Genomic DNA, 20,043 nt, shown 5'->3' with positions numbered 1-20,043 from the left:
ATGAACCGCTTGTTGTTTCGTTTGTGGGCGAATGTAATTCGCCCCCTACATTTATCCAAACGAAATTAAGCTTCGTCCAACTCCATATCGATCGCTAATGCACGGATCTCTTTGGTGATTACATTAAATGACTCAGGGATACCCGGTTCCATATAATGCGTACCATCTACGATGTTTTTGTACATCTTCGTACGGCCGTTCACGTCATCCGATTTCACAGTAAGCATTTCTTGAAGTGTGTAAGCAGCACCGTATGCTTCTAATGCCCAAACCTCCATCTCACCGAAACGCTGACCACCGAACTGAGCTTTACCACCCAACGGTTGTTGAGTAACAAGGCTATAAGAACCCGTTGAACGTGCATGCATTTTATCATCAACTAAGTGGTTCAATTTGAGCATATACATATAACCAACGGTTACTGGACGTTCGAATTTCTCACCTGTGCGGCCATCGTAAAGGGTAATCTGACCTGAAGTTGGTAAGCCACCTAATTCTAATAAGCCTTTGATTTCTGTTTCGTGTGCACCGTCGAACACAGGGGTTGCAAGCGGTAAGCCTTTACGTAAATTTTGAGCTAAACGCATCACTTCTTCATCAGTGAAGGTGCTTAAATCAACTACTTGTGAACCGTGTCCTAAGTCATACGCTTTTTGGATATATTCACGCAGTTTCGCGATTTCTTGTTGCTCTTTGATCATCTTGTTGATCTGATCACCGATACCACGTGCCGCTAAGCCTAAGTGGGTTTCTAAGATCTGACCGATGTTCATACGAGATGGTACGCCCAGCGGGTTCAATACGATTTCAACCGGCTGACCGTTCTCATCGTATGGCATATCTTCAACAGGGTTGATTTTCGAGATAACACCTTTGTTACCGTGACGACCCGCCATCTTATCACCCGGTTGGATTTGGCGTTTAACCGCAAGGTAAACTTTAACTACTTTTAACACGCCTGGTGCTAAATCATCGCCTTGAATGATTTTGTTACGTTTGATTTCAAGTTTACGTTCAAACTCTTTGCGTAACTCTTCGTGCTGTTCTGCTAACTGCTCTAATTGGTTTTGTTTCGCTTCGTCATCTAAAGTTTGTTCTAACCATTTCTCACGAGCAACGCCATCTAGTGCAGACTCTTTCACGCCACCTTCAATTAATAGGTTGCGAACACGAGTAAATAAACCTGCTTCTAAGATTTCTAACTCTTCAGATAAATCTTTCTTTGCTTCACGAAGTTGAAGTTCTTCGATTTCTTTCGCACGTTTATCTTTCTCTACGCCATCGCGGGTAAATACTTGAACATCGATAACCGTACCTGAAGTACCGTTTGGCACACGAAGTGATGAATCTTTAACGTCTGATGCTTTTTCACCGAAGATTGCACGCAATAGTTTCTCTTCCGGTGTTAATTGGGTTTCACCTTTAGGGGTTACTTTACCCACTAAGATGTCGCCACCTTTTACTTCCGCACCGATGTAAACGATACCTGATTCGTCTAGTTTGCTTAATGCAGATTCACCCACGTTTGGAATATCTGCTGTGATCTCTTCTGCACCTAATTTGGTATCACGAGCCACACAAGATAATTCTTGAATGTGGATTGTAGTGAAGCGATCTTCTTGAACAACACGCTCAGAAACTAACATTGAGTCTTCGAAGTTATAACCGTTCCAAGGCATAAATGCCACACGGATATTTTGACCTAATGCTAATTCACCCAAGTCTGTTGAAGGGCCATCTGCTAAGATTTCGCCACGAGCAACTGGCTCACCTAAGTTCACACAAGGTACTTGGTTGATACAAGTATTTTGGTTTGAACGGGTGTATTTGATTAAGTTGTAGATGTCGATACCTGCTTCGCCCGAGATCGTTTCATCTTCATTTACTTTCACTACGATACGAGAGGCATCAACATATTGGATAGTACCACCACGTTTTGCCACAATCGCTACACCAGAGTCTAGGGCGATTGGTTTTTCCATACCCGTACCGACTAATGGTTTATCTGCACGTAATGTTGGAACGGCTTGACGTTGCATGTTCGCCCCCATCAACGCACGGTTCGCATCATCGTGCTCAAGGAACGGAATTAATGCTGCCGCTACAGAAACCACTTGTTGAGTTGAGATGTCCATATACTGAATTTCTTCCGGTTTGAATAAACCTGACTCACCTTGCTGACGGCAAGTGACATAAGTATCTGTAAAGCGGAAGTTCTCATCTAAGTTTGAGTTCGCCTGAGCAATGATATTGTTGCTCTCTTCAATCGCTGATAAGTACTCGATCTCTTCTGTTACTTGACCATCAACCACTTTACGGAATGGGGTTTCTAAGAAGCCGTAGTTGTTTGTGCGTGCATACACCGAAAGAGAGTTGATCAAACCGATGTTTGGACCCTCTGGCGTTTCGATTGGACATAAACGACCGTAGTGAGTCGGGTGTACGTCACGTACCTCAAAGCCTGCACGCTCACGAGTTAAACCACCTGGGCCTAATGCAGAAATACGGCGTTTGTGCGTAACTTCTGAAAGCGGGTTGTTTTGATCCATAAATTGCGAAAGTTGTGAAGAACCGAAGAACTCCTTCACTGCCGCAGAAATTGGTTTTGCATTAATTAAATCTTGTGGTGTTACGCCATCTAAATCGCCTAAAGACAAACGCTCACGTACTGCACGCTCAACACGCACTAAACCAATACGGAATTGGTTTTCTGCCATCTCGCCTACAGAACGGATACGACGGTTACCTAAGTGGTCGATATCGTCCACCTCACCACGACCGTTACGAATCTCAATTAATTTTTTCATCACACCGATGATGTCATCGTTGCTTAAAATGCCTGTGCCTTCGCCTTCAGGAATCTCTAAAGAGCGATTAAATTTCATACGACCTACCGCAGATAGATCATAACGCTCTGCTGAGAAGAACATATTGTCGAATAACGCTTCTGCCGCTTCTTTTGTTGGTGGCTCGCCCGGACGCATCATACGGTAGATTTCTACTAACGCACTCAAACGGTCGTAAGTTGGATCCACTCTCAACGTTTCAGAAATATAAGAACCGTGGTCTAAATCGTTGGTAAATAATACTTCGATCTCTTTATAGCCTGCTGCAGAAAGGTTCGCTAACATCTCCATTGAGATTTCCATATTCGCAGGGCAAATCACTTCACCTGACGATAAATCAACATAATCTTGAGCCGCTACTTTGCCTACAATATATTCCACAGGCACTTCGATTTGGCTGATATTGTCTTTTTCTAATGCACGAATGTGGCGAGCTGTGATACGGCGACCCATTTCAACATACACTTTACCGTTTGCCGCAATATCAAATGAAGCTGTTTCGCCTCTTAAACGCTCAGGCACTAACGTCATTAATAATTTGTTATCAACAATTTCAAATTTAACCTTCTCGAAGAATAAGTTTAAGATTTCTTCGGTCGTGTAGCCTAATGCACGTAGAATAATAGTTGCTGGTAATTTACGACGACGGTCGATACGGGCGAATAAGTTATCTTTCGGATCGAACTCAAAATCTAACCAAGAACCACGATAAGGAATAATACGTGCGTTATACAGCACTTTACCTGATGAGTGGGTTTTACCTTTGTCAGAATCGAAGAATACACCTGGACTGCGGTGTAATTGAGAAACAATAACACGCTCGGTACCGTTAATAACAAATGTACCGTTATCGGTCATTAATGGGATTTCGCCCATATACACGTTTTGCTCTTTAATATCTTTGATTGTGCCAGCAGCTGCTTCACGATCGTAAGACACTAAACGCAATTTCACACGTAATGGAGCGGCATAGGTTGTACCACGAATTTGACATTCACGCACGTCAAATACCGGCTCACCTAATTCATAAGAAACGTATTGCAATTCAGTTGCACCGTTGTTGCTCACAATCGGGAAAACTGAACGGAATGCCGCTTCTAAACCCTGCTGCCCTTCAGGATCTTTTTCAATAAATTTTTCAAAAGAATCAAGCTGAATTGTTAATAGATAAGGTACGTTCAGAACTTGTGGGCGTTTGCCAAAGCTCTTACGGATACGCTTTTTCTCGGAATATGAATATGCCATTTTTTAAGATAGCCTCTGAAATATATTTTGGTTGAGATTACACAATCCGACACGAAAGACTCGGTTGGAAGTGGCATTATAAAAAACTGTACGAGATGTCATTTTCCAATCGCCAATCAAGCAGTCAGAAATCGCTACTGCAAGCGGTCAAATTGGGCAGGAAATTTGCAAATTTTGTTGATTAAAATGACAAAACCAACACTTGCGTTCAAGCACAAAAGGCTGACCGGTCAAGCCGTCAGCCAATTTTTACTAAAAATGGTTAGAAATTATAGCGGTTTTTTTAAATTTTGGCAACAAATTGACCGCTTGTTTTTATGGAAAAATTATTGGGTTTTCTCTTCGTCTTGGGCTAATTTACTGCCGAAAAATAGGCTTGCAAAGCCGACGGTGAATATGGAAATAACACCATAGATCATCCATTCAACACAGTTAAAGGTTATGGATAAATCCTCAATTTCCGCCAAAGAAGATGCGTTCTTAATTTCCAAAACATCACCTAATGTTAAGGCATATGCACCACAAATTGAGATAATAATAAGCACCTTACCCCGTTTCTTACGCCCATAAGCTCCTTCTTTTTTAGCTAAGCATAAACCTAAAATCGCTAACCCCAATAAAAGAAAAATGCAACATAAAAATGTCATAACTAATCACCTTATTTTTTATACTCTTTTAACACAAATGAACACACATTCATAATATCAAAAGCATACAGATATTTTTCTCCTACGTTACCATCTAAACAAGCCTGCTTAACCAACTGCAACCCCTCTTGTTTACTTTCTACCTTCCCAAGTCCATTTTTTTGTTTATGACCTTCCACATATAGCATCCCTAAGGTAAATTTACCTAAAACATCATTTTTAGCGGCTGCTTTTTTAGCATAAAAATAAGATTTATCAATGCTACTATCTTTATCTCCCCTCTGATACCCACTCCATTGATGATAAGCCTCAAAACCCATCACATTGGGTTGCTCTTTTTTAAGGGCTGCATTTATATCTTTTTGTGTATAAATACGATCCACAACAAGTCCCTCAAAAATTTGATTTGCTCCTAAATTTTTAGGAATCGGCTTAGCACTCACCACAGTCGAAAGAGAAAATGTTGCAACAGTAGCTAATAGAATAGATTTAAGAAATTGTTTGTACATAATAAATCCTTAGAAATGGTTTAATTAGAGATGTTTTACTTCCTATGTCAATAGGAAGTAAAGGGAGTATACTCCCTTGAAAAATTGATTATTTTAAAATCAATTTTCGATTTCATATCTTAGTCTAAAAAATAATTTATGTAAATTATAGTTTACATTTTGTATCTCTTGAATTATTGCTGAATAATCGACTAACAATAATACTAAGAGAATGAAAAATGAAACGCTGACCAACCACCCAATTCGCCATACTTTCGCTAATAATCTTAGAAAAATCCGCCGATTAAAGGATATTTCTCAAGAGGCGTTAGCTTTTGATGCCGAACTAAGCCGAGCTTATATCAGTGATGTAGAAAGAGGAAAGAGAGCCATCTCCATTGATGCGATGGGCAAAATAGCCGACGCCCTAAACGTCAGCCTCATTGATTTGCTAAAAAACGATTATTCAGTAGAGGATTTGATTCAAAAATAAAAAACAAGCGGGTATTTTTCTCTCACATTTTGCAAAAAATCAGATAAAAACAACCGCTTGCAAAAAACAAACCCCGATGTTTCCATCGGGGTTTATTGAACGTGAAGTCCGGAAAAGTTAAATCAAAAATTATTTGATTTCTACTTTTGCACCAGCTTCTTCTAATTCTTTCTTAAGTGCTTCAGCTTCTGCTTTAGAGATGCCTTCTTTTAATGCAGCTGGAGCTGATTCAACTAAGTCTTTAGCTTCTTTTAAGCCTAAACCTGTTGCACCACGTACTGCTTTGATTACAGCAACTTTGTTTGCACCAGCTTCTGCTAATACTACATCAAACTCAGTTTTTTCTTCTGCTGCCGCTGCACCTGCTGCTGGAGCTGCTGCTACTGCTGCCGCTGCTGAAACACCGAATTTTTCTTCCATCGCTGCGATTAATTCAACGATTTCTGATACTGATTTAGAAGCAATCGCTTCAATGATTTGTTCGTTAGTTAATGACATAACAATCGATTCCTAAAATAAATAAAGTTAAACGAATAAAGAAGTACCGCTAAAATTAAGCAGCGGCTTCCATTTGGTCGCGTAATGCTGCAAGAGTGCGAACAAGTTTGCCTGCCGCAGCTTCTTTCATTGTGCCCATTAAACGTGCAATTGCTTCTTCGTAAGTCGGTAATGTCGCTAAGAATGCAACATCTTGTTTTTTACCTTCAAAGGCTGCACCTTTAAGTTCAAACTCTTTGTTTGTTTTCGCAAATTCAGTGAACAAACGTGCTGCTGCACCTGGGTGTTCATTTGAGAATGCGATAAGAGTTGGACCAGTAAACGTATCTGTTAAGCACTCGAATTCAGTGCCTTCCACTGCACGACGTAATAAGGTATTACGTACAACTTGCATTGTCACACCAGCTTCACGAGCTGCTTTACGTAACTCAGTCATTTTTTCAACTGTTACGCCACGAGAATCCGCAACAACAGCTGAAAGTGCACCTTTGGCAGCTTCGTTTACTTCAGCAACAATCGCTTGTTTGTCTTGAAGATTTAATGCCATTGGTTTTAGCTCCTGATACACTCTGCCTTTTCAAGCAGAATTTACAAAAAATCCCAAAATATTACCGCTTGAGCGGCAATCTTCTGAGCCTAAGGTGTACAGAAGCAGAGAATTCTGTCTGTTCACCATCTATGTAGGATAATTAAGTTTTCACCCCTACAGTCTTAGACGGGGCTTAGATAGGCTAAGCACCATCAGCTTGCTCTCGCAAGTTAAGGTCGCAAATTATACAGATAATCTGCAACCCTGTAAAGTTTTAACTTCTAACTAGAAATTAAAGTGAAGCTTGATCAACAGCAACACCAGCACCCATAGTGGTGGAGATGCTTACTTTCTTGATAAAGATACCTTTTGCTGTTGTTGGTTTCGCTTTCACTAATGCCGCTAACAATGCGTTTAAGTTATCTTTTAATTGTTCAGCTGAGAAATCAACTTTACCGATAGTAGTATGGATAATACCATTTTTGTCGTTACGGTAACGGATCTGACCAGATTTTGCATTTTTAACCGCTTCTGCAACGTTTGGTGTTACAGTACCTACTTTCGGGTTTGGCATTAAGCCACGTGGGCCTAATACTTGACCTAATTGACCTACAACACGCATTGCATCTGGAGAAGCGATAACAACATCAAAGTTCATTTCGCCTTTTTTGATTTGCTCTGCAAGATCTTCCATACCTACTAAATCTGCACCCGCTGCTTTCGCTGCTTCTGCGTTTGCACCTTGTGTGAACACCGCAACGCGAGCTGTACGACCTGTACCGTGTGGTAATACCGTTGCACCACGCACGTTTTGGTCTGATTTACGAGGGTCGATACCTAAGTTTACTGCAACATCTACGCTTTCAACGAATTTCGCTGTTGCGAATTTTTTTAACAATTCAACTGCTTCGTTGATGTCATAAGCTTTAGTAGAATCTACACCAGCTTTAATTGCTTTCATTTTTTTAGTCAATTTAGCCATTGTATTATTCCTCTACGATTAAGCCCATTGAACGAGCTGTACCAGCGATTGATTTCATTTTGGTTTCGATAGTTGAACCAGTCATATCTGCTGCTTTCGTTTCAGCAATTTGACGGATTTGTTCTTGAGTTACTGTACCCACTTTATCTTTGTTCGGTTTACCAGAACCAGATTTGATACCTACCGCTTTTTTCAGTAATACTGCTGCTGGAGGAGTTTTGGTAACGAATGTGAAAGATTTATCTGCATATACAGTGATAACAACTGGAATCGGTAAACCTTTTTCTAAGCTCTCAGTACGAGCGTTGAATGCTTTACAGAATTCCATAATATTAACACCTTGCTGACCTAATGCAGGACCAACTGGTGGTGATGGGTTAGCCATACCCGCTGCAACTTGCAGTTTAACGTAGGCTTGGACTTTTTTTGCCATTTTAGTTTCCTTTATTGTGGGTAATAACGCTGAAAATCAGCTCCCCTGTGGTTTATTTACATAAAAATACGAGCCAAGTAGCTCGTATGAGGGCAGAATTATAGAGAAATTGTGATCGTTTTTCAAGCGGTATTTTGGCCCTAGCCGAAAAAATCAAAATCCCACCTATTGTTCTGACCCCAAAAAGTTAGACTAATCTAATTCAAGGACTGAGTTCTGTATTCCACAGGACTTAGTCCTTTTAGTTTCACTTGAATACGCTCATTATTGTAGTAATGAATGTACTCTTGAATAGTTTGTTTAAGCTCAGCAAGCGTGTTAAACCGCTTACCAAAATAACATTCCGTTTTGAGTCGCCCGAAAAAGCTTTCCATTGCACTGTTATCCAAGCAATGTCCTTTTCTTAACATACTTTATCTAATGCCGTTTTGTCGGCAGATTGCCTGAAATCCCTGCGTTTGATATTGCCAACCCTGGTCGGAATGTAATATTGGTGTTGAACCGTCAAGCCTTGCTACCGCTTGATTCATCATTCGAGTTATCTGCTAAAATTCGGGGTTTCTGCAAGTCATAGGCGATGATTTCGCCATTAAATAAGTCCTTAATCGGTGATAAATAAAGTTTATCTTCCGCACATTTGAACTCGGTCACATCGGTTGCCCATTTCTCATTAGGCTTTGTCGCGTTAAAATCCTGCTGTAACCGATTTTCAGCAATCCGCCCCACTTCTCCTTGATACGAGCGATATTTTCGGTACTTACATTTCCCTTTCAACCCCAATTTTTGCATTATCGCTTGGACTTTTTTATGGTTAATTGCCCCTATTTTTCTCAATATCAGCGTGATACGACGATAGCCATAGTTACCCTTGTTTTCGTGATAAATCTCAGCAATTTTCTGCTCAATTTCTGCATTTTTATCCACTTTATCCGCAAGGTGATAAAAGAACGTACTGCGTTTTAAACCGATAAGGGGTAACAAGATTTCGAGTGGAAACTGCTCTCGTAATGCCTTTACGACATTGGCTTTTTCCGCATTTTTTCTTGATTGAGTTCCTGCAACTTTTTTAAAATCGCATTCTCCGCTTCAAGCTCCAAAATACGGTAACGCAAGCGTTCTTCTTCGGTTTTCGGTGGGGGAAGGCATTTTCGGGTATTTCGATTTCATTGACGGACGCCCTTTCGGTTTAGGTAATAAGCCGTTTATACCCTGTTTCTCAAAGGCTTGCAACCATTGGCTGATAAGAGCAGGGAAAGGAATGCCAAAATGCAAAGCGGCTTTTTTGTAGAAAATTGCTCGTTTTTAACCGCTTGTATCACAGATAATTTGAATTCGGAGGAGTAAGTTTGCTTTTTACCTAAAACAGCTAACACATTGAAACCATAATGATGATATTGGTTAATCCAAAGTCGTAATGTGCTTTTCTCTAGCTGAAAATAATGACGAGTAAGCGAGTGATTTTTCTCGGTTTGAAGGTAAAATTCGATCACTTGTTGTTTGAAAGATTGGTTGTATTTAGTCATAAAAATCTGCACCTTAATTAGTTGGTTATTTAATCCAGCTTTTGGGGTGCAGATCATATTCAAGTGGGATTTTAAGATCAATTAACTTTGTTTCTCAACCTGACCAAATTCAAGCTCAACAGGCGTTGCACGACCGAAAATCGATACAGAAACTTTCAAGCGTCCTTTTTCGTAATCCACCTCTTCAACTGTACCTGTAAAGTCTGCAAACGGACCTTCAGTAACAAGAATGCTTTCACCTGGTTGGAACTCTTTTCTGTGGCGTGGTTTTTCTGCCGTTTCTTGAACACGGTTTAGAATGCGATCGGCTTCACGCTTGGTAATTGGTGCTGGGCGATCCGCTGTACCACCAATAAAGCCCATTACACGGGGAACGCTTTTCACTAAGTGCCAAGTATCGTCATTCATTTCCATTTCAACTAATACATAGCCCGGAAAGAATTTACGCTCAGTTTTACGGCGTTTACCGCCCACATTTTCTACAACCTCTTCGGTTGGCACTAATACTTCGCCAAACTGCTCTTCCATTTTATGAAGTTTGATGTATTCGCGTAATGTTACTGCCACACGGTTTTCAAAACCTGAAAATGCTTGTAATACATACCAACGTTTTGAGCTGGTTTCTTTTACTTCTACTTCACTCATTTTAGAACCTTAAATTTGTTAAAAATGTAATTAATGCCACGATAATAGAATCAATACCCCATAACACTAATGCAACAATCACACACATCGCAAGAACAATTAATGTTGTTTGCGTTGCCTCAGGGCGTGTCGGCCAAATAATTTTACGCAGCTCAGTGCGAGAATCTTTTATAAAATGAATTGCTTTTTGTCCTTGGTTGGTGAGGGCTGCTAATACTACTGCACCAACTAATAAAACCACTAATAAAAGCACTCGAACGATTAATGAAAAGTGCGATGAAAAATAGGCATTACCTACTGCAGCAACTGCTAAAAATAGAATTGCGATCAGCCATAATGCGGTATTTGCACCTTTGCCTTTTACCCCTTTTTGTTCAACTTGTTCAAGGGACTTTGTTTTAATCTCAGTAGCCATATATAACCTAGAAATGAATAAAAAATCGAATATTTATTTTTAAAGCGTTAAATTCTATCATTTTCTACAAAAGTTGCCACGATCTTTTATATATTTTTCGCTAAATTTCTTCTAAAAAACGATCAACTTGCCACATAGCCCCCACTCACTTGCTTAATCACGCCTAATAATTCCAAGCCGAGCAATTCCACTAACAAGGTTTCTACGGACATTTCTGCTGCTTTGGCTAAATCATCAATCGTAATAGGCTCTAAGCTGATATGCTGATAAATTTGCTGCTGGCAAGCGGTCAGATTTGGCAGATTTTTTGCAAATTTTTCGCTGTTTTTAACCGCTTGTAAAGAGGTGCTTACTATTGGCTTAGGCTCATCAAACAAAGGGATTTGTTGAGGTTGGTATTGAGAGGCGACCGCTTCTAACATATCCTCCACACACTCCACCAGCAATGCCCCTTCTTTAATCAGCTTATGGCAACCTTGTGCGTAAGGGTTTTGCACCGCATTCGGTAACGCAAATACTTCCCGACCTTGTTCAAGGGCATAGCGAGCGGTAATTAAAGAGCCACTATTGATGGTTGCTTCAATCACCAAAGTGCCGAGCGATAAACCGCTGATTATGCGGTTTCGACGTGGGAAATTTTCAGCAATCGGGGGCTGATTAGGCGAAAATTCAGACACCAATGCACCACCTAACTCGACAATTTGCTCTGCCAGTTTTTGATGGCGGGCAGGGTAAATCCGGTTTAATCCGCTGCCTAACACGGCAACCGTAACCCCTTGATTTTCCACCACTTTTTTATGGGCAAAGCCATCAATTCCAATCGCTAAACCGCTGGTCACTGTCATATTATGTTTCACTAAGTCAGCGGCAAATTGCCCTGCCCAATATTCACCGTAGGGCGAATAATCCCGACTGCCGACAATCGCAATTTGCGGTAAAGCAAGGCTTTCGACATTCCCCTTTACAAATAAAATCGGCGGAGCGGTGGAAATTTGCCGCAACAAGAAAGGATAAGCTTTATCAAATAAACTCAGGATTTGCTGATTCGGCTGCTCCGCCCAAGTTAGTGCCTGCTCAATCCAATGTTTATCCGGATTAAACCAACGCTGAATTTGCTTTTCATTCCAGCCTATTTGCTTAAGCTGAATTTTGTCATAATCACAAAACTGAGCAAAATCGACCTCGCTCAATAATCGCCCAATTCGCTGTGCACCCAACTGCGGAACTTGCAATAATCGTAATAAATTGTACTGATGTGCCATTTTTATTCCTCAACATTTCCCTAATAATAAGAAAAGGTTTAAAATAGCCAAACGAATTTTTTAAACTTTTCGAGTGAGATCACAAAAATGGCAGTATTAGAGGTTGTACTCTACCCTGATGAAGGGTTGGCAACAATGTGTAAACCTGTAGAACAGGTTGATGAAGAATTAAATCGTTTTATTGATGATATGTTTGAAACAATGTACGAACACGAAGGCATCGGGCTTGCCGCACCGCAAGTGGGCGTATTAAAACGAGTAATTACCATCGATATTGAAGGCGATAAAACCAATAAAGTCGTGTTAATCAACCCTGAAATTTTAGAAAGCTGCGGCGAAACAGGCATTGAGGAAGGGTGTCTTTCCATTCCAGGACATCGTGCATTAGTACCACGCAAAGAGAAAGTGAAAGTTAAAGCCTTAAATCGCAAAGGCGAGGAAATTGTCTTCGAGGCAGACGGGCTTTTCGCCATCTGCATTCAACACGAAATCGACCACTTAAACGGTGTGCTGTTTGTGGATCATATTTCCGCCCTCAAACGCCAACGCATTAAAGAAAAAATGCAGAAGCTAAAAAAGCAGATTGCAAGGGCAAAGTAACGGCTACAAGCGGTAGAAAAAACGAAAAATTTTGCAAATTAAAACAAGAAGGATAGAAAAATGATCATCGTAACCGGTGCTGCCGGAATGATTGGCAGCAATATAGTAAAAGCGTTAAACGAAATCGGTCGCAAAGATATTTTAGCGGTAGATAACCTAAAAAACGGTGAAAAATTCATCAACTTAGTGGATTTGGATATTGCCGATTATTGCGATAAAGAGGATTTCATCGCATCCATTATTGCAGGTGATGACTTTGGCGAGATTGATGCCGTTTTCCATCAAGGAGCTTGCTCTGCCACAACCGAATGGGATGGCAAATACTTAATGCAAAATAACTATGAATATTCAAAAGAGTTATTGCACTTCTGTTTAGACCGCCAAATTCCGTTTTTCTATGCCTCAAGTGCCGCAACATACGGTGGACGCTCTGATAATTTTATCGAAAAACGTGAATTTGAAAGCCCATTAAATGCCTATGGCTACTCAAAATTCTTATTTGATGAATATGTTCGCCGTATTCTGCCAGAAGCGGAATCGCCAGTATGCGGTTTCAAATACTTCAATGTTTACGGACCTCGTGAACAACATAAAGGCTCAATGGCAAGCGTGGCATTCCACCTTAACAACCAAATGCTAAAAGGCGAAAACCCAAAATTATTTGAAGGTTCTGAACAATTCTTGCGTGATTTTGTGTATGTAGAAGATGTCGCAAAAGTAAATCTATGGGCGTGGCAAAATGGGATTTCAGGGATTTTCAATTTAGGCACAGGCAATGCGGAATCCTTCCAAGAAGTTGCAAATGCAGTGATTAAATATCACGGCAAAGGCGAAATTGAAACGATCCCATTCCCGGATCATTTAAAATCTCGCTACCAAACCTTTACCCAAGCAGATTTAACCAACCTCCGTGCAGCCGGCTACACAGGTAAATTCAAAACTGTTGCGGAAGGCACAGCGGAATATATGGCGTGGTTGAATAGATAAGTTTTTCTAAAATATTCTTCAAAGGGAGGAAATATGTCTGATAAAGATATTGTTACTAACATCATAAATGCTCTTGGTAACAAAGAGAATATTAAAACAGTAGATGCCTGTTTAACACGCTTGAGAGTGGTGTTAAAGGATAACAGCCTACTGAATAAATCCGTACTAAAAAAACTAGGTGCCGTAGATGTAGTCAAAGTTGGCGATACCCAACAGATTATTTTTGGTACGAAATCAGCTCAATATCGTGATGAGATCAAAGCACTAATCAGCTAAAAATTAGACCTGCAATTCGCAGGTCTAATTTTTAGGCATTTTTCAGTGCAAGAGAAACCGCTATTGTTTGAGCCAAAGTCATAGTGGCACACTGTGAACGGAAACCGCTTACTTGAGCTTCTTTAATAATAAAAGAGACATCGCTAAAAGAAAGCAGCGGGCTTAGTTGGCTATCTGTAATTGCAATATGTTTTACCCCTGCTCGAGCTGTGGCAGTAACCACATTTAAAGTCTCATTTGCATAGGGCGAAAAACTTACTGCAATGACTGCATCTCCTTCACGAATTCGGCTCAGCTGCTCATCAAACATTCCACCAGAGCCATCAATCATAAATACATCATAATCTAAGTGGTGTAACGCATAATTTAGATAGTTAGCAATGCTGAAAGAGCGTTTTAACCCCACAATAAAAATGCGTTTAGCACTATGTAGAATATCTACTGTTTGTGCTAACTGCTCTTGGCTAATCTGCTCAGATAATTGTTGTAACGCTTGAGTGTTGCCTTGTACGAATACATCAAGAATATGATTGAGTTCATTATTCTCATCAAGCGATTCAATTTGACGAAAAAGTTGCACTCTCTCGGTGTAACGAGAAGTACCTTCCATCATATTTTGGCGATAAAGTTGTTTGATTTCATTAAATCCGTTAAACCCCATTGCATTTGCAAAACGGATAAGGGTTGATGGCGGAACGCCAGCACGCTCGGCAATGGTGGAAACCGTATCAAATACTACACTGTTTCCGTTATCTAAAATATATTGTGCGACCTGTTTGAGTCGTTTGCTTAATCCGTCGTATTGCTTACGGATCTCTTCCTGAAAATGGGCAAGTTGAGTAGGTTCATTCATAGATGATTAGTTATTAAAATAGAGGGCTAAAAATAAGATGAGCTATTATAGCTTAACAAATCATCAGACATAGTAGTTTTTTTAATAAGCGGTTAGATTTATTCATTTTTTTGCAAAATAAAAGGCTAATCATTTTAGTAAATTTGATTAGCCTTATTTCATATTTCATTTATATGAAATTATTGTGCCGCCATTTTAGCTTTTTCTATTAAATCCTGCTCTGCTTTCGGATCAACATTTTGTAGCTGCTCTTTTTCGATACAAATCTTTTCATATAATTTAAAGAATGGGTAGTAGATAATGATATCTAAAATGATTAGAGAGATACTTAATATCGGAGCCCAAATATCGCCGGCAGACACTAAATATGCACCTATCGGTGCAGGTGTCGTCCACGGTGCCATTAGATAAATTCGGTGGATGAGGTCAAAATCCAAAATTAAATATGCAATTACCGCATTGGCTAATGGAGTTAGAATGAGTGGAATAAAGAAGAGCGGATTTACTACCATTGGTACACCATAAACAATCGGCTCGCCGATAGAGAAGAATGATGGTACTAAACCGATTTTCCCGATTGAGCGTAAGTGTGCCGATTTACTGCGAACCAATAAGAACGCTAATGCAATTACCCCACCCGATGCCCCGTGTACGATATAGAAATCCCAGAACGAGTTCGTAATAATGAACGGCAATGGCTCACCCGCTTGGAACGCCGCTAAGTTTGCTGCCATATTTTGCAGTAGGAATGGTGTCCAAAGTTGCATTAGCACTAACGAACCATTGATCCCCAAGAACCAGAGCAAATGAGTGGCAATAACGAACAGGCAAATTGCTCCTAAAGAATCACTTACTGCAATAAGCGGTGCCATAAAATCCATAATCAGTTGCGGAATATTGCGACCAGTTTCACTTTCTACCCAAATAGAGAACGGATAGAGTGTAAGTAAAATCGCTAAAATTGGAATCACAATATTGAGAGATTCCGCTACTGCGTGCGGTACTTCTTTCGGTAAGCGGATTTTGATTTTCAGGAACTCCAACAAGCGGGTCATTTCTACCGAATAAAAAGCAATAAAGATAGCAGAGAACAGCCCAATACCACCGAAGAATTTAATGTCCATCATACCGTCTTTTACCGGTGCAGCCACTAACAAAAATGCCATTACCGAGAGAAATGCCGCTGGCAGGGGCTCTCTTTTATAGGCTTTGGCAAGGTTGTAGGCGATACTGGCAGAGGTAAATAATGAAATCGCATTAAACGACATTTGGAAGAAATTCCAACCGTAAGGGCTTGCCCAATTCGCAAAACGCCACCAAGCTTGCCCGAAAGCATTTTGGGTATTTTCATCAAATGGCGGAATTAGCAAAATCATAATAAAGCTGCCGACAATTAAGAATGGTAACACTACAATAAAACCGTCTCGAATAGCGGAAATATGCGGTTGATTTTCCATTCGACGTGCTACTGGAGCAACGTGGGCATTCATAAAGTCAATAAAACGTTGTGAAACGGACATACCTATTTCTCCCCATCTGCAATTTTAAAGCCTAATACATACCAATCCGGCTGGTAGTTTTGAATATGTAACACTCTGCCTTGTGCGGTGTTTTCAATGGTAAATTTCAGCTCGGTATTGAGTGCTTGTAGCTCACCATAAACTGACAGTGGCAAGCTGATTTGGGCTTCGGTTAAGCCATCAATGTAAAGATAGAGATCCGCCCCAACTTTGGTATAACGATAGGTTACATCACCGATTTGCTCGGTTTGGTGTTGGCTACAACGGGATTTATAGATTCCCTCTCCATTTATTTCCAGCCAGCTCCCCAGTGCTAATAAGCGTTCAACTTGCTCTTGCGGAATAGTGCCATCTGCTTTCGGGCCGATATTCAGCAATAAATTGCCGTTGTCGGCTACGGTTTCTACCAATAGGGAAATCAAGTCTTTCACCGAAATCAAATGGCTTTCGTCTTCTACCTGGTTATAGCCGAACGATAAGCCCATACCACGGCACATTTCCCATTTCTTATCACGGGAAGCCACGCCGTGTTTGTATTCTTTGGAGGTGAAATCGCACCATAGTTTGTTCCAGCGGTCGTCCACTACGCCCTCTTGAACGCTGTTGTAATAATGAGCAAATAGGTGTGGTAACATATGCTCGCCCACTTTTGGCCAGCCAATATCATTCCACAATACATCTGGTTTATAGCGGTCGATCAACTCTACCACTTGTTTATAGGCGTAGTCAGCGTATTCGTAAGTCGGGCAAGCGTTTGAGAAGTTTTGACTTTCGGTGAAAATCGGGGCAGAGGAATAAGTCCAATCGATAATGCCCGAGTAGTAAGCGCCCATTTTTAAGCCTTGCTCCCGCACATTTTCAGTCAGCTCGCCCATCAAATCACGTTGCGGGCCGGCTTGGGTGCAGTTGAAATCGGTATATTTACTTGGGTATAAACAGAAACCGTCGTGGTGTTTAGTGGTCAGCACCACATATTTTGCACCAGCTTTGGCAAACAGCTCCGCCCATTCGGCAGGTTGCCATTTTTCCGCTTTCCATTGTGGAATAAACTGTTCATAGCCGAAATCTTCACCATAGGTTTTGATATGATGCTCGTAAGTTGGGCCTTTTTTGACGTTAATTGAATTGAAATACCACTCCGCATACGGATTGTTGCAAAACCACTGCTCGTCAATATCGATCTCACCTAATTGACAAGTCGGCGGCGCAAACGCCGGCACGGAATAAATCCCCCAATGAATAAAAATCCCGAATTTCGCATCATCGTACCATTCCGGCACTTGGTGCTGCTTGATCGATTCCCAACTAGCGTGGAAGCGAGTTGGTGACGGTTTCGTACTCATAGACAGACTCCTATTTTTCTGATGGAATAAATTGAAATATATTTTCCACTTATTTAAAAACAAAACCATTTATTCCATAAAAACCACCCTAAATTGTTAATAAAATGTGAGGCTCATCACACTTATTTCGCTTTTTGAGGATAAAAATTTGCCCGATATTTCCATTTTGAGGAAAATTCGGGCATCAAGCGGTCAGATTTTGTCAATTTTTTGCAAAAGAAAACCCCTCGCATTTTACGAGGGGTTAAGTCTAATCAAGCAATTAACGCTGTTGCCATAAGTCAATCAAGGTACGGTATTTTTCAGATACCGCCGCAATCAAGCCGTTGTCGTCAAGCTGACCGGCGAGCCACTGTTCGGACGGGCTTCCGAAAATGGTTCTGCCCACCGCAAAGCCTTTGACTTTTTCGCAGCCTTTCGCCTGTTCAAAGGTCGCTTTAAACACATCGAGCGGTGCATCTAAACCTAAGATCAGAATACCACGGCAATCTGGGTCATTCGCATCAATGGTGGCGGAAATCGCTTTCCATTGTGCGGTGGATACGCCCGGTAATTTCCACCATTCCGGTTTGATGCCGAGTTGGTAGAAATGGGTGATCGCTTCATTGTAGTAGTGTTCATCTTGTGGCATACCGGCCGGTAAGATGATCTCTAACAGCAACTCGTGGCCGGTGCGGCAGCACGCTTGGTACACTTCTTTTAATTTGCGATCTTGGCGTGCTTTTAAACCGCTTTCATCGGTTGGGTGGTAGAACGCCAAGCATTTGATGACGTGATCGCGTGGGAAAGCAGAAAGCTGTGTGCCTAAATCGCCGTATTCCAATTCAAGCGGGCGAGAAGATGGCTCTTCAATCGGGCGAGCAATCCAGTAGTTTTTACCGGTAATTTCATTCAGTGCATCTTGTCCGAAAGTGGTATCCGCCAAAATCCCTGCTTGATTTTGTGGAAGCCCTGCCGCTGCGGCGGTCTGCTCCATCGCTTTTAACAGAAGCTGTTTGAGCTTCGGTAAACGCGCCACATCTGCGCCGACTTTGTTTGCCATATCGACCAACTGTTTACGGTGATCGAACGCAAAAATGCAGAGATTTTCCCACGATTTTTTGCGGGTTGTCACACGGTGTAAATGGTTTAAACACTCGTCTAAATCCGGACGTGGCACGCTGGCCGCACGGGTTAAGTAGTCATCCAACTCACGTTTGGTCGGCATTGCCGGCGAGCAGCCGTGGCGGGAAACCACTAACGCCCCGCACGCATTCGCATAACGACACGCTTGTTCCCAACCTTCATTATTTAAGTAACCACGCAGTAAGCCGGACATAAACGCATCGCCTGCACCCAGTACGTTCAGCACTTCCACACGCACGCCGTACACATTCAAACCGCCGTCTAAATCGTTCGGTAGTTCGCCTTCAAACACGGAGCAACCTAATGCACCGCGTTTGCACACTAACACCGCATTCGACACTTTACGCACATTTTTCAGTGCAGTGAGCGTGTCGGTAGAACCGCCTGCAATATGGAACTCTTCTTCTGTGCCCACAATCACGTCAAAATGGTGTAGCACTTCTTGTAGAGATTTGGTCACTTCCGCACTGTCGATATAACGGGTTTCACCATCGCCAAGTGAAGTCAGCCCCCAAAGCACCGGACGATAGTCAATATCCAACGCGCGTTTTACGTCATTTCTGCCCGCATATTCTAAGGCGGTCAGCACCGCTTCACGGGTTTTCGGGTTAGAAAGGTGCGTGCCGGTAATCGCCAGCGCACGGCTGGAAGCAATATAGGCTTCGCTGAAGTCGTCTTTGGTGATCGCCATATCCGCACAGTTGTCGCGATAGAAAATCAGTGGGAAAGTCTCTTTATCTTTAATCCCTAAAATCACCAGCGCCGTTAAACGCTCTTTATCGGTAATCAAGTGGCTGGTATCCACGCCAACACTTTGTAGCTCTTCACGCAGGAAACGCCCCATATGTTCGTCACCCACACGCGCCAACATCGATGAACGTAAACCTTGCACCGCCGTACCATATGCCACGTTGCCGGATGAACCGCCAAGATATTTTGAGAATGTAGTCATCTCTTCCAAACGAGAACCGATCTGTTGCCCGTAGAGATCGACCGCAACACGTCCTAGACAGATAAGATCGAGAGGTCGATCTTGATGATTTACCGTAGCCATAACCTGCTCCTTTCAACAAAAATGGATTGAATTTTTATCATCATACAAAAACGAAACATTTATTTCAATTTTATTCTATTTAAATTATCATTTCTGTGATGTAGTTCTCATCTTTGTACTATATAACATCAAATGCAGATTAATTTGAAGAAATGCGAGGTAGATCACATCTTTTTCTCGATTTACCTGTTATGATAAATGAAATAAATTTTTCATTTGCAAACTTTTCTGAATAATCGCCCGCTTGTAGCGTTCTGCTCGGCTGGCGACACGCACATT

General features: G+C 41.4%; 18 protein-coding genes and 1 pseudogene. 4 read left to right on the top strand and 15 right to left on the bottom strand.

All coding sequences use genetic code 11. From position 1 onward, the window contains the following. Positions 1-65 precede the first annotated feature (65 nt). The 3 genes from rpoB to ACERCF_RS04575 form a co-directional block, all read right to left on the bottom strand. A complete protein-coding gene (gene rpoB, locus ACERCF_RS04585) occupies positions 66-4,091 on the bottom strand; it encodes a DNA-directed RNA polymerase subunit beta (RefSeq protein ID WP_373624772.1) in 4,026 nt (1,341 codons plus the stop codon). A gap of 326 nt (positions 4,092-4,417) precedes the next feature. Beyond that, positions 4,418-4,738, bottom strand: a complete 321-nt coding sequence (locus ACERCF_RS04580) for a hypothetical protein (RefSeq protein ID WP_373624771.1) — start codon at positions 4,736-4,738, stop codon at positions 4,418-4,420. Positions 4,739-4,749: 11 nt separating this feature from the next. Next, the gene (locus ACERCF_RS04575; protein WP_373624770.1) at positions 4,750-5,247 is read right to left on the bottom strand and encodes a hypothetical protein; all 498 of its coding nucleotides are present in this window, start codon (positions 5,245-5,247) and stop codon (positions 4,750-4,752) included. A 211-nt stretch (positions 5,248-5,458) separates the two neighbouring features. On the opposite strand from ACERCF_RS04575, the gene ACERCF_RS04570 reads away from it, so the two are divergent. Then, positions 5,459-5,719 (top strand): helix-turn-helix domain-containing protein, encoded by a 261-nt coding sequence (locus ACERCF_RS04570; protein WP_373624768.1) that lies wholly within the window; start codon positions 5,459-5,461, stop codon positions 5,717-5,719. 129 nt (positions 5,720-5,848) lie between these two features. On the opposite strand, the gene rplL is transcribed toward ACERCF_RS04570, so the two are convergent. From rplL to dprA, 8 genes and pseudogenes are all read right to left on the bottom strand, one after another. Next, positions 5,849-6,217 (bottom strand): 50S ribosomal protein L7/L12, encoded by a 369-nt coding sequence (gene rplL, locus ACERCF_RS04565; protein ID WP_373624766.1) that lies wholly within the window; start codon positions 6,215-6,217, stop codon positions 5,849-5,851. Between the two features lie 55 nt (positions 6,218-6,272). Continuing rightward, the gene (rplJ, locus tag ACERCF_RS04560) at positions 6,273-6,764 is read right to left on the bottom strand and encodes a 50S ribosomal protein L10 (RefSeq protein WP_006248749.1); all 492 of its coding nucleotides are present in this window, start codon (positions 6,762-6,764) and stop codon (positions 6,273-6,275) included. Positions 6,765-7,038: 274 nt separating this feature from the next. Beyond that, positions 7,039-7,728, bottom strand: coding sequence for a 50S ribosomal protein L1 (rplA, locus tag ACERCF_RS04555; RefSeq protein ID WP_373624765.1), 690 nt, complete (start codon positions 7,726-7,728; stop codon positions 7,039-7,041). A gap of 4 nt (positions 7,729-7,732) precedes the next feature. After that, positions 7,733-8,161: a 50S ribosomal protein L11 gene (gene rplK / locus ACERCF_RS04550; RefSeq protein WP_025235141.1), complete on the bottom strand. Its 429-nt coding sequence runs from the start codon at positions 8,159-8,161 to the stop codon at positions 7,733-7,735. Positions 8,162-8,358: 197 nt separating this feature from the next. Further along, positions 8,359-9,684 (bottom strand): annotated as a pseudogene (locus tag ACERCF_RS04545) (IS3 family transposase). 81 nt (positions 9,685-9,765) lie between these two features. Further along, complete coding sequence (nusG, locus tag ACERCF_RS04540; RefSeq protein ID WP_373624764.1) at positions 9,766-10,329, bottom strand: transcription termination/antitermination protein NusG; 564 nt, start codon at positions 10,327-10,329, stop codon at positions 9,766-9,768. 1 nt (position 10,330) lies between these two features. Continuing rightward, entirely contained in the window at positions 10,331-10,744 is a 414-nt protein-coding gene (secE, locus tag ACERCF_RS04535) for a preprotein translocase subunit SecE (RefSeq protein WP_373624763.1), read from the bottom strand. Between the two features lie 122 nt (positions 10,745-10,866). Further along, on the bottom strand, positions 10,867-12,006 hold the full coding sequence (dprA, locus tag ACERCF_RS04530) for a DNA-processing protein DprA (RefSeq protein WP_373624762.1): 1,140 nt from the start codon (positions 12,004-12,006) through the stop codon (positions 10,867-10,869). A gap of 87 nt (positions 12,007-12,093) precedes the next feature. Between dprA and def the strand changes: the two genes are divergently transcribed. Genes def through ACERCF_RS04515 form a run of 3 tightly spaced genes read left to right on the top strand, consistent with a single transcriptional unit; the run spans position 12,094 to position 13,869 of the window. Next, positions 12,094-12,606, top strand: coding sequence for a peptide deformylase (gene def, locus ACERCF_RS04525; protein ID WP_373610097.1), 513 nt, complete (start codon positions 12,094-12,096; stop codon positions 12,604-12,606). Between the two features lie 60 nt (positions 12,607-12,666). Further along, on the top strand, positions 12,667-13,593 hold the full coding sequence (rfaD, locus tag ACERCF_RS04520) for an ADP-glyceromanno-heptose 6-epimerase (RefSeq protein ID WP_373610098.1): 927 nt from the start codon (positions 12,667-12,669) through the stop codon (positions 13,591-13,593). Between the two features lie 33 nt (positions 13,594-13,626). After that, entirely contained in the window at positions 13,627-13,869 is a 243-nt protein-coding gene (locus ACERCF_RS04515) for a PTS sugar transporter subunit IIB (protein WP_373624761.1), read from the top strand. Between the two features lie 31 nt (positions 13,870-13,900). Here the strand turns inward: ACERCF_RS04515 and ACERCF_RS04510 are convergent, their stop codons facing one another. From ACERCF_RS04510 to ACERCF_RS04495, 4 genes are all read right to left on the bottom strand, one after another. Beyond that, positions 13,901-14,722 carry a MurR/RpiR family transcriptional regulator gene (locus ACERCF_RS04510; RefSeq protein ID WP_373610100.1) on the bottom strand — a complete coding sequence of 274 codons (822 nt, stop codon included), beginning with the start codon at positions 14,720-14,722 and terminating at the stop codon, positions 13,901-13,903. A gap of 179 nt (positions 14,723-14,901) precedes the next feature. Next, on the bottom strand, positions 14,902-16,242 hold the full coding sequence (locus tag ACERCF_RS04505) for a PTS sugar transporter subunit IIC (protein ID WP_373624760.1): 1,341 nt from the start codon (positions 16,240-16,242) through the stop codon (positions 14,902-14,904). A gap of 2 nt (positions 16,243-16,244) precedes the next feature. Further along, positions 16,245-17,585, bottom strand: coding sequence for an alpha-L-fucosidase (locus ACERCF_RS04500; protein ID WP_373624759.1), 1,341 nt, complete (start codon positions 17,583-17,585; stop codon positions 16,245-16,247). A 262-nt stretch (positions 17,586-17,847) separates the two neighbouring features. Next, a complete protein-coding gene (locus ACERCF_RS04495; RefSeq protein WP_373624758.1) occupies positions 17,848-19,764 on the bottom strand; it encodes a bifunctional 5-dehydro-2-deoxygluconokinase/5-dehydro-2-deoxyphosphogluconate aldolase in 1,917 nt (638 codons plus the stop codon). Positions 19,765-20,043 lie beyond the last annotated feature (279 nt).

The organism is Mannheimia kashgarensis (assembly GCF_041807705.1).
Lineage (GTDB): Bacteria > Pseudomonadota > Gammaproteobacteria > Enterobacterales > Pasteurellaceae > Mannheimia.
The sequence above is the reverse complement of the archived record's forward strand: the minus strand, read 5'-3'. Positions and strand labels throughout refer to the sequence as shown.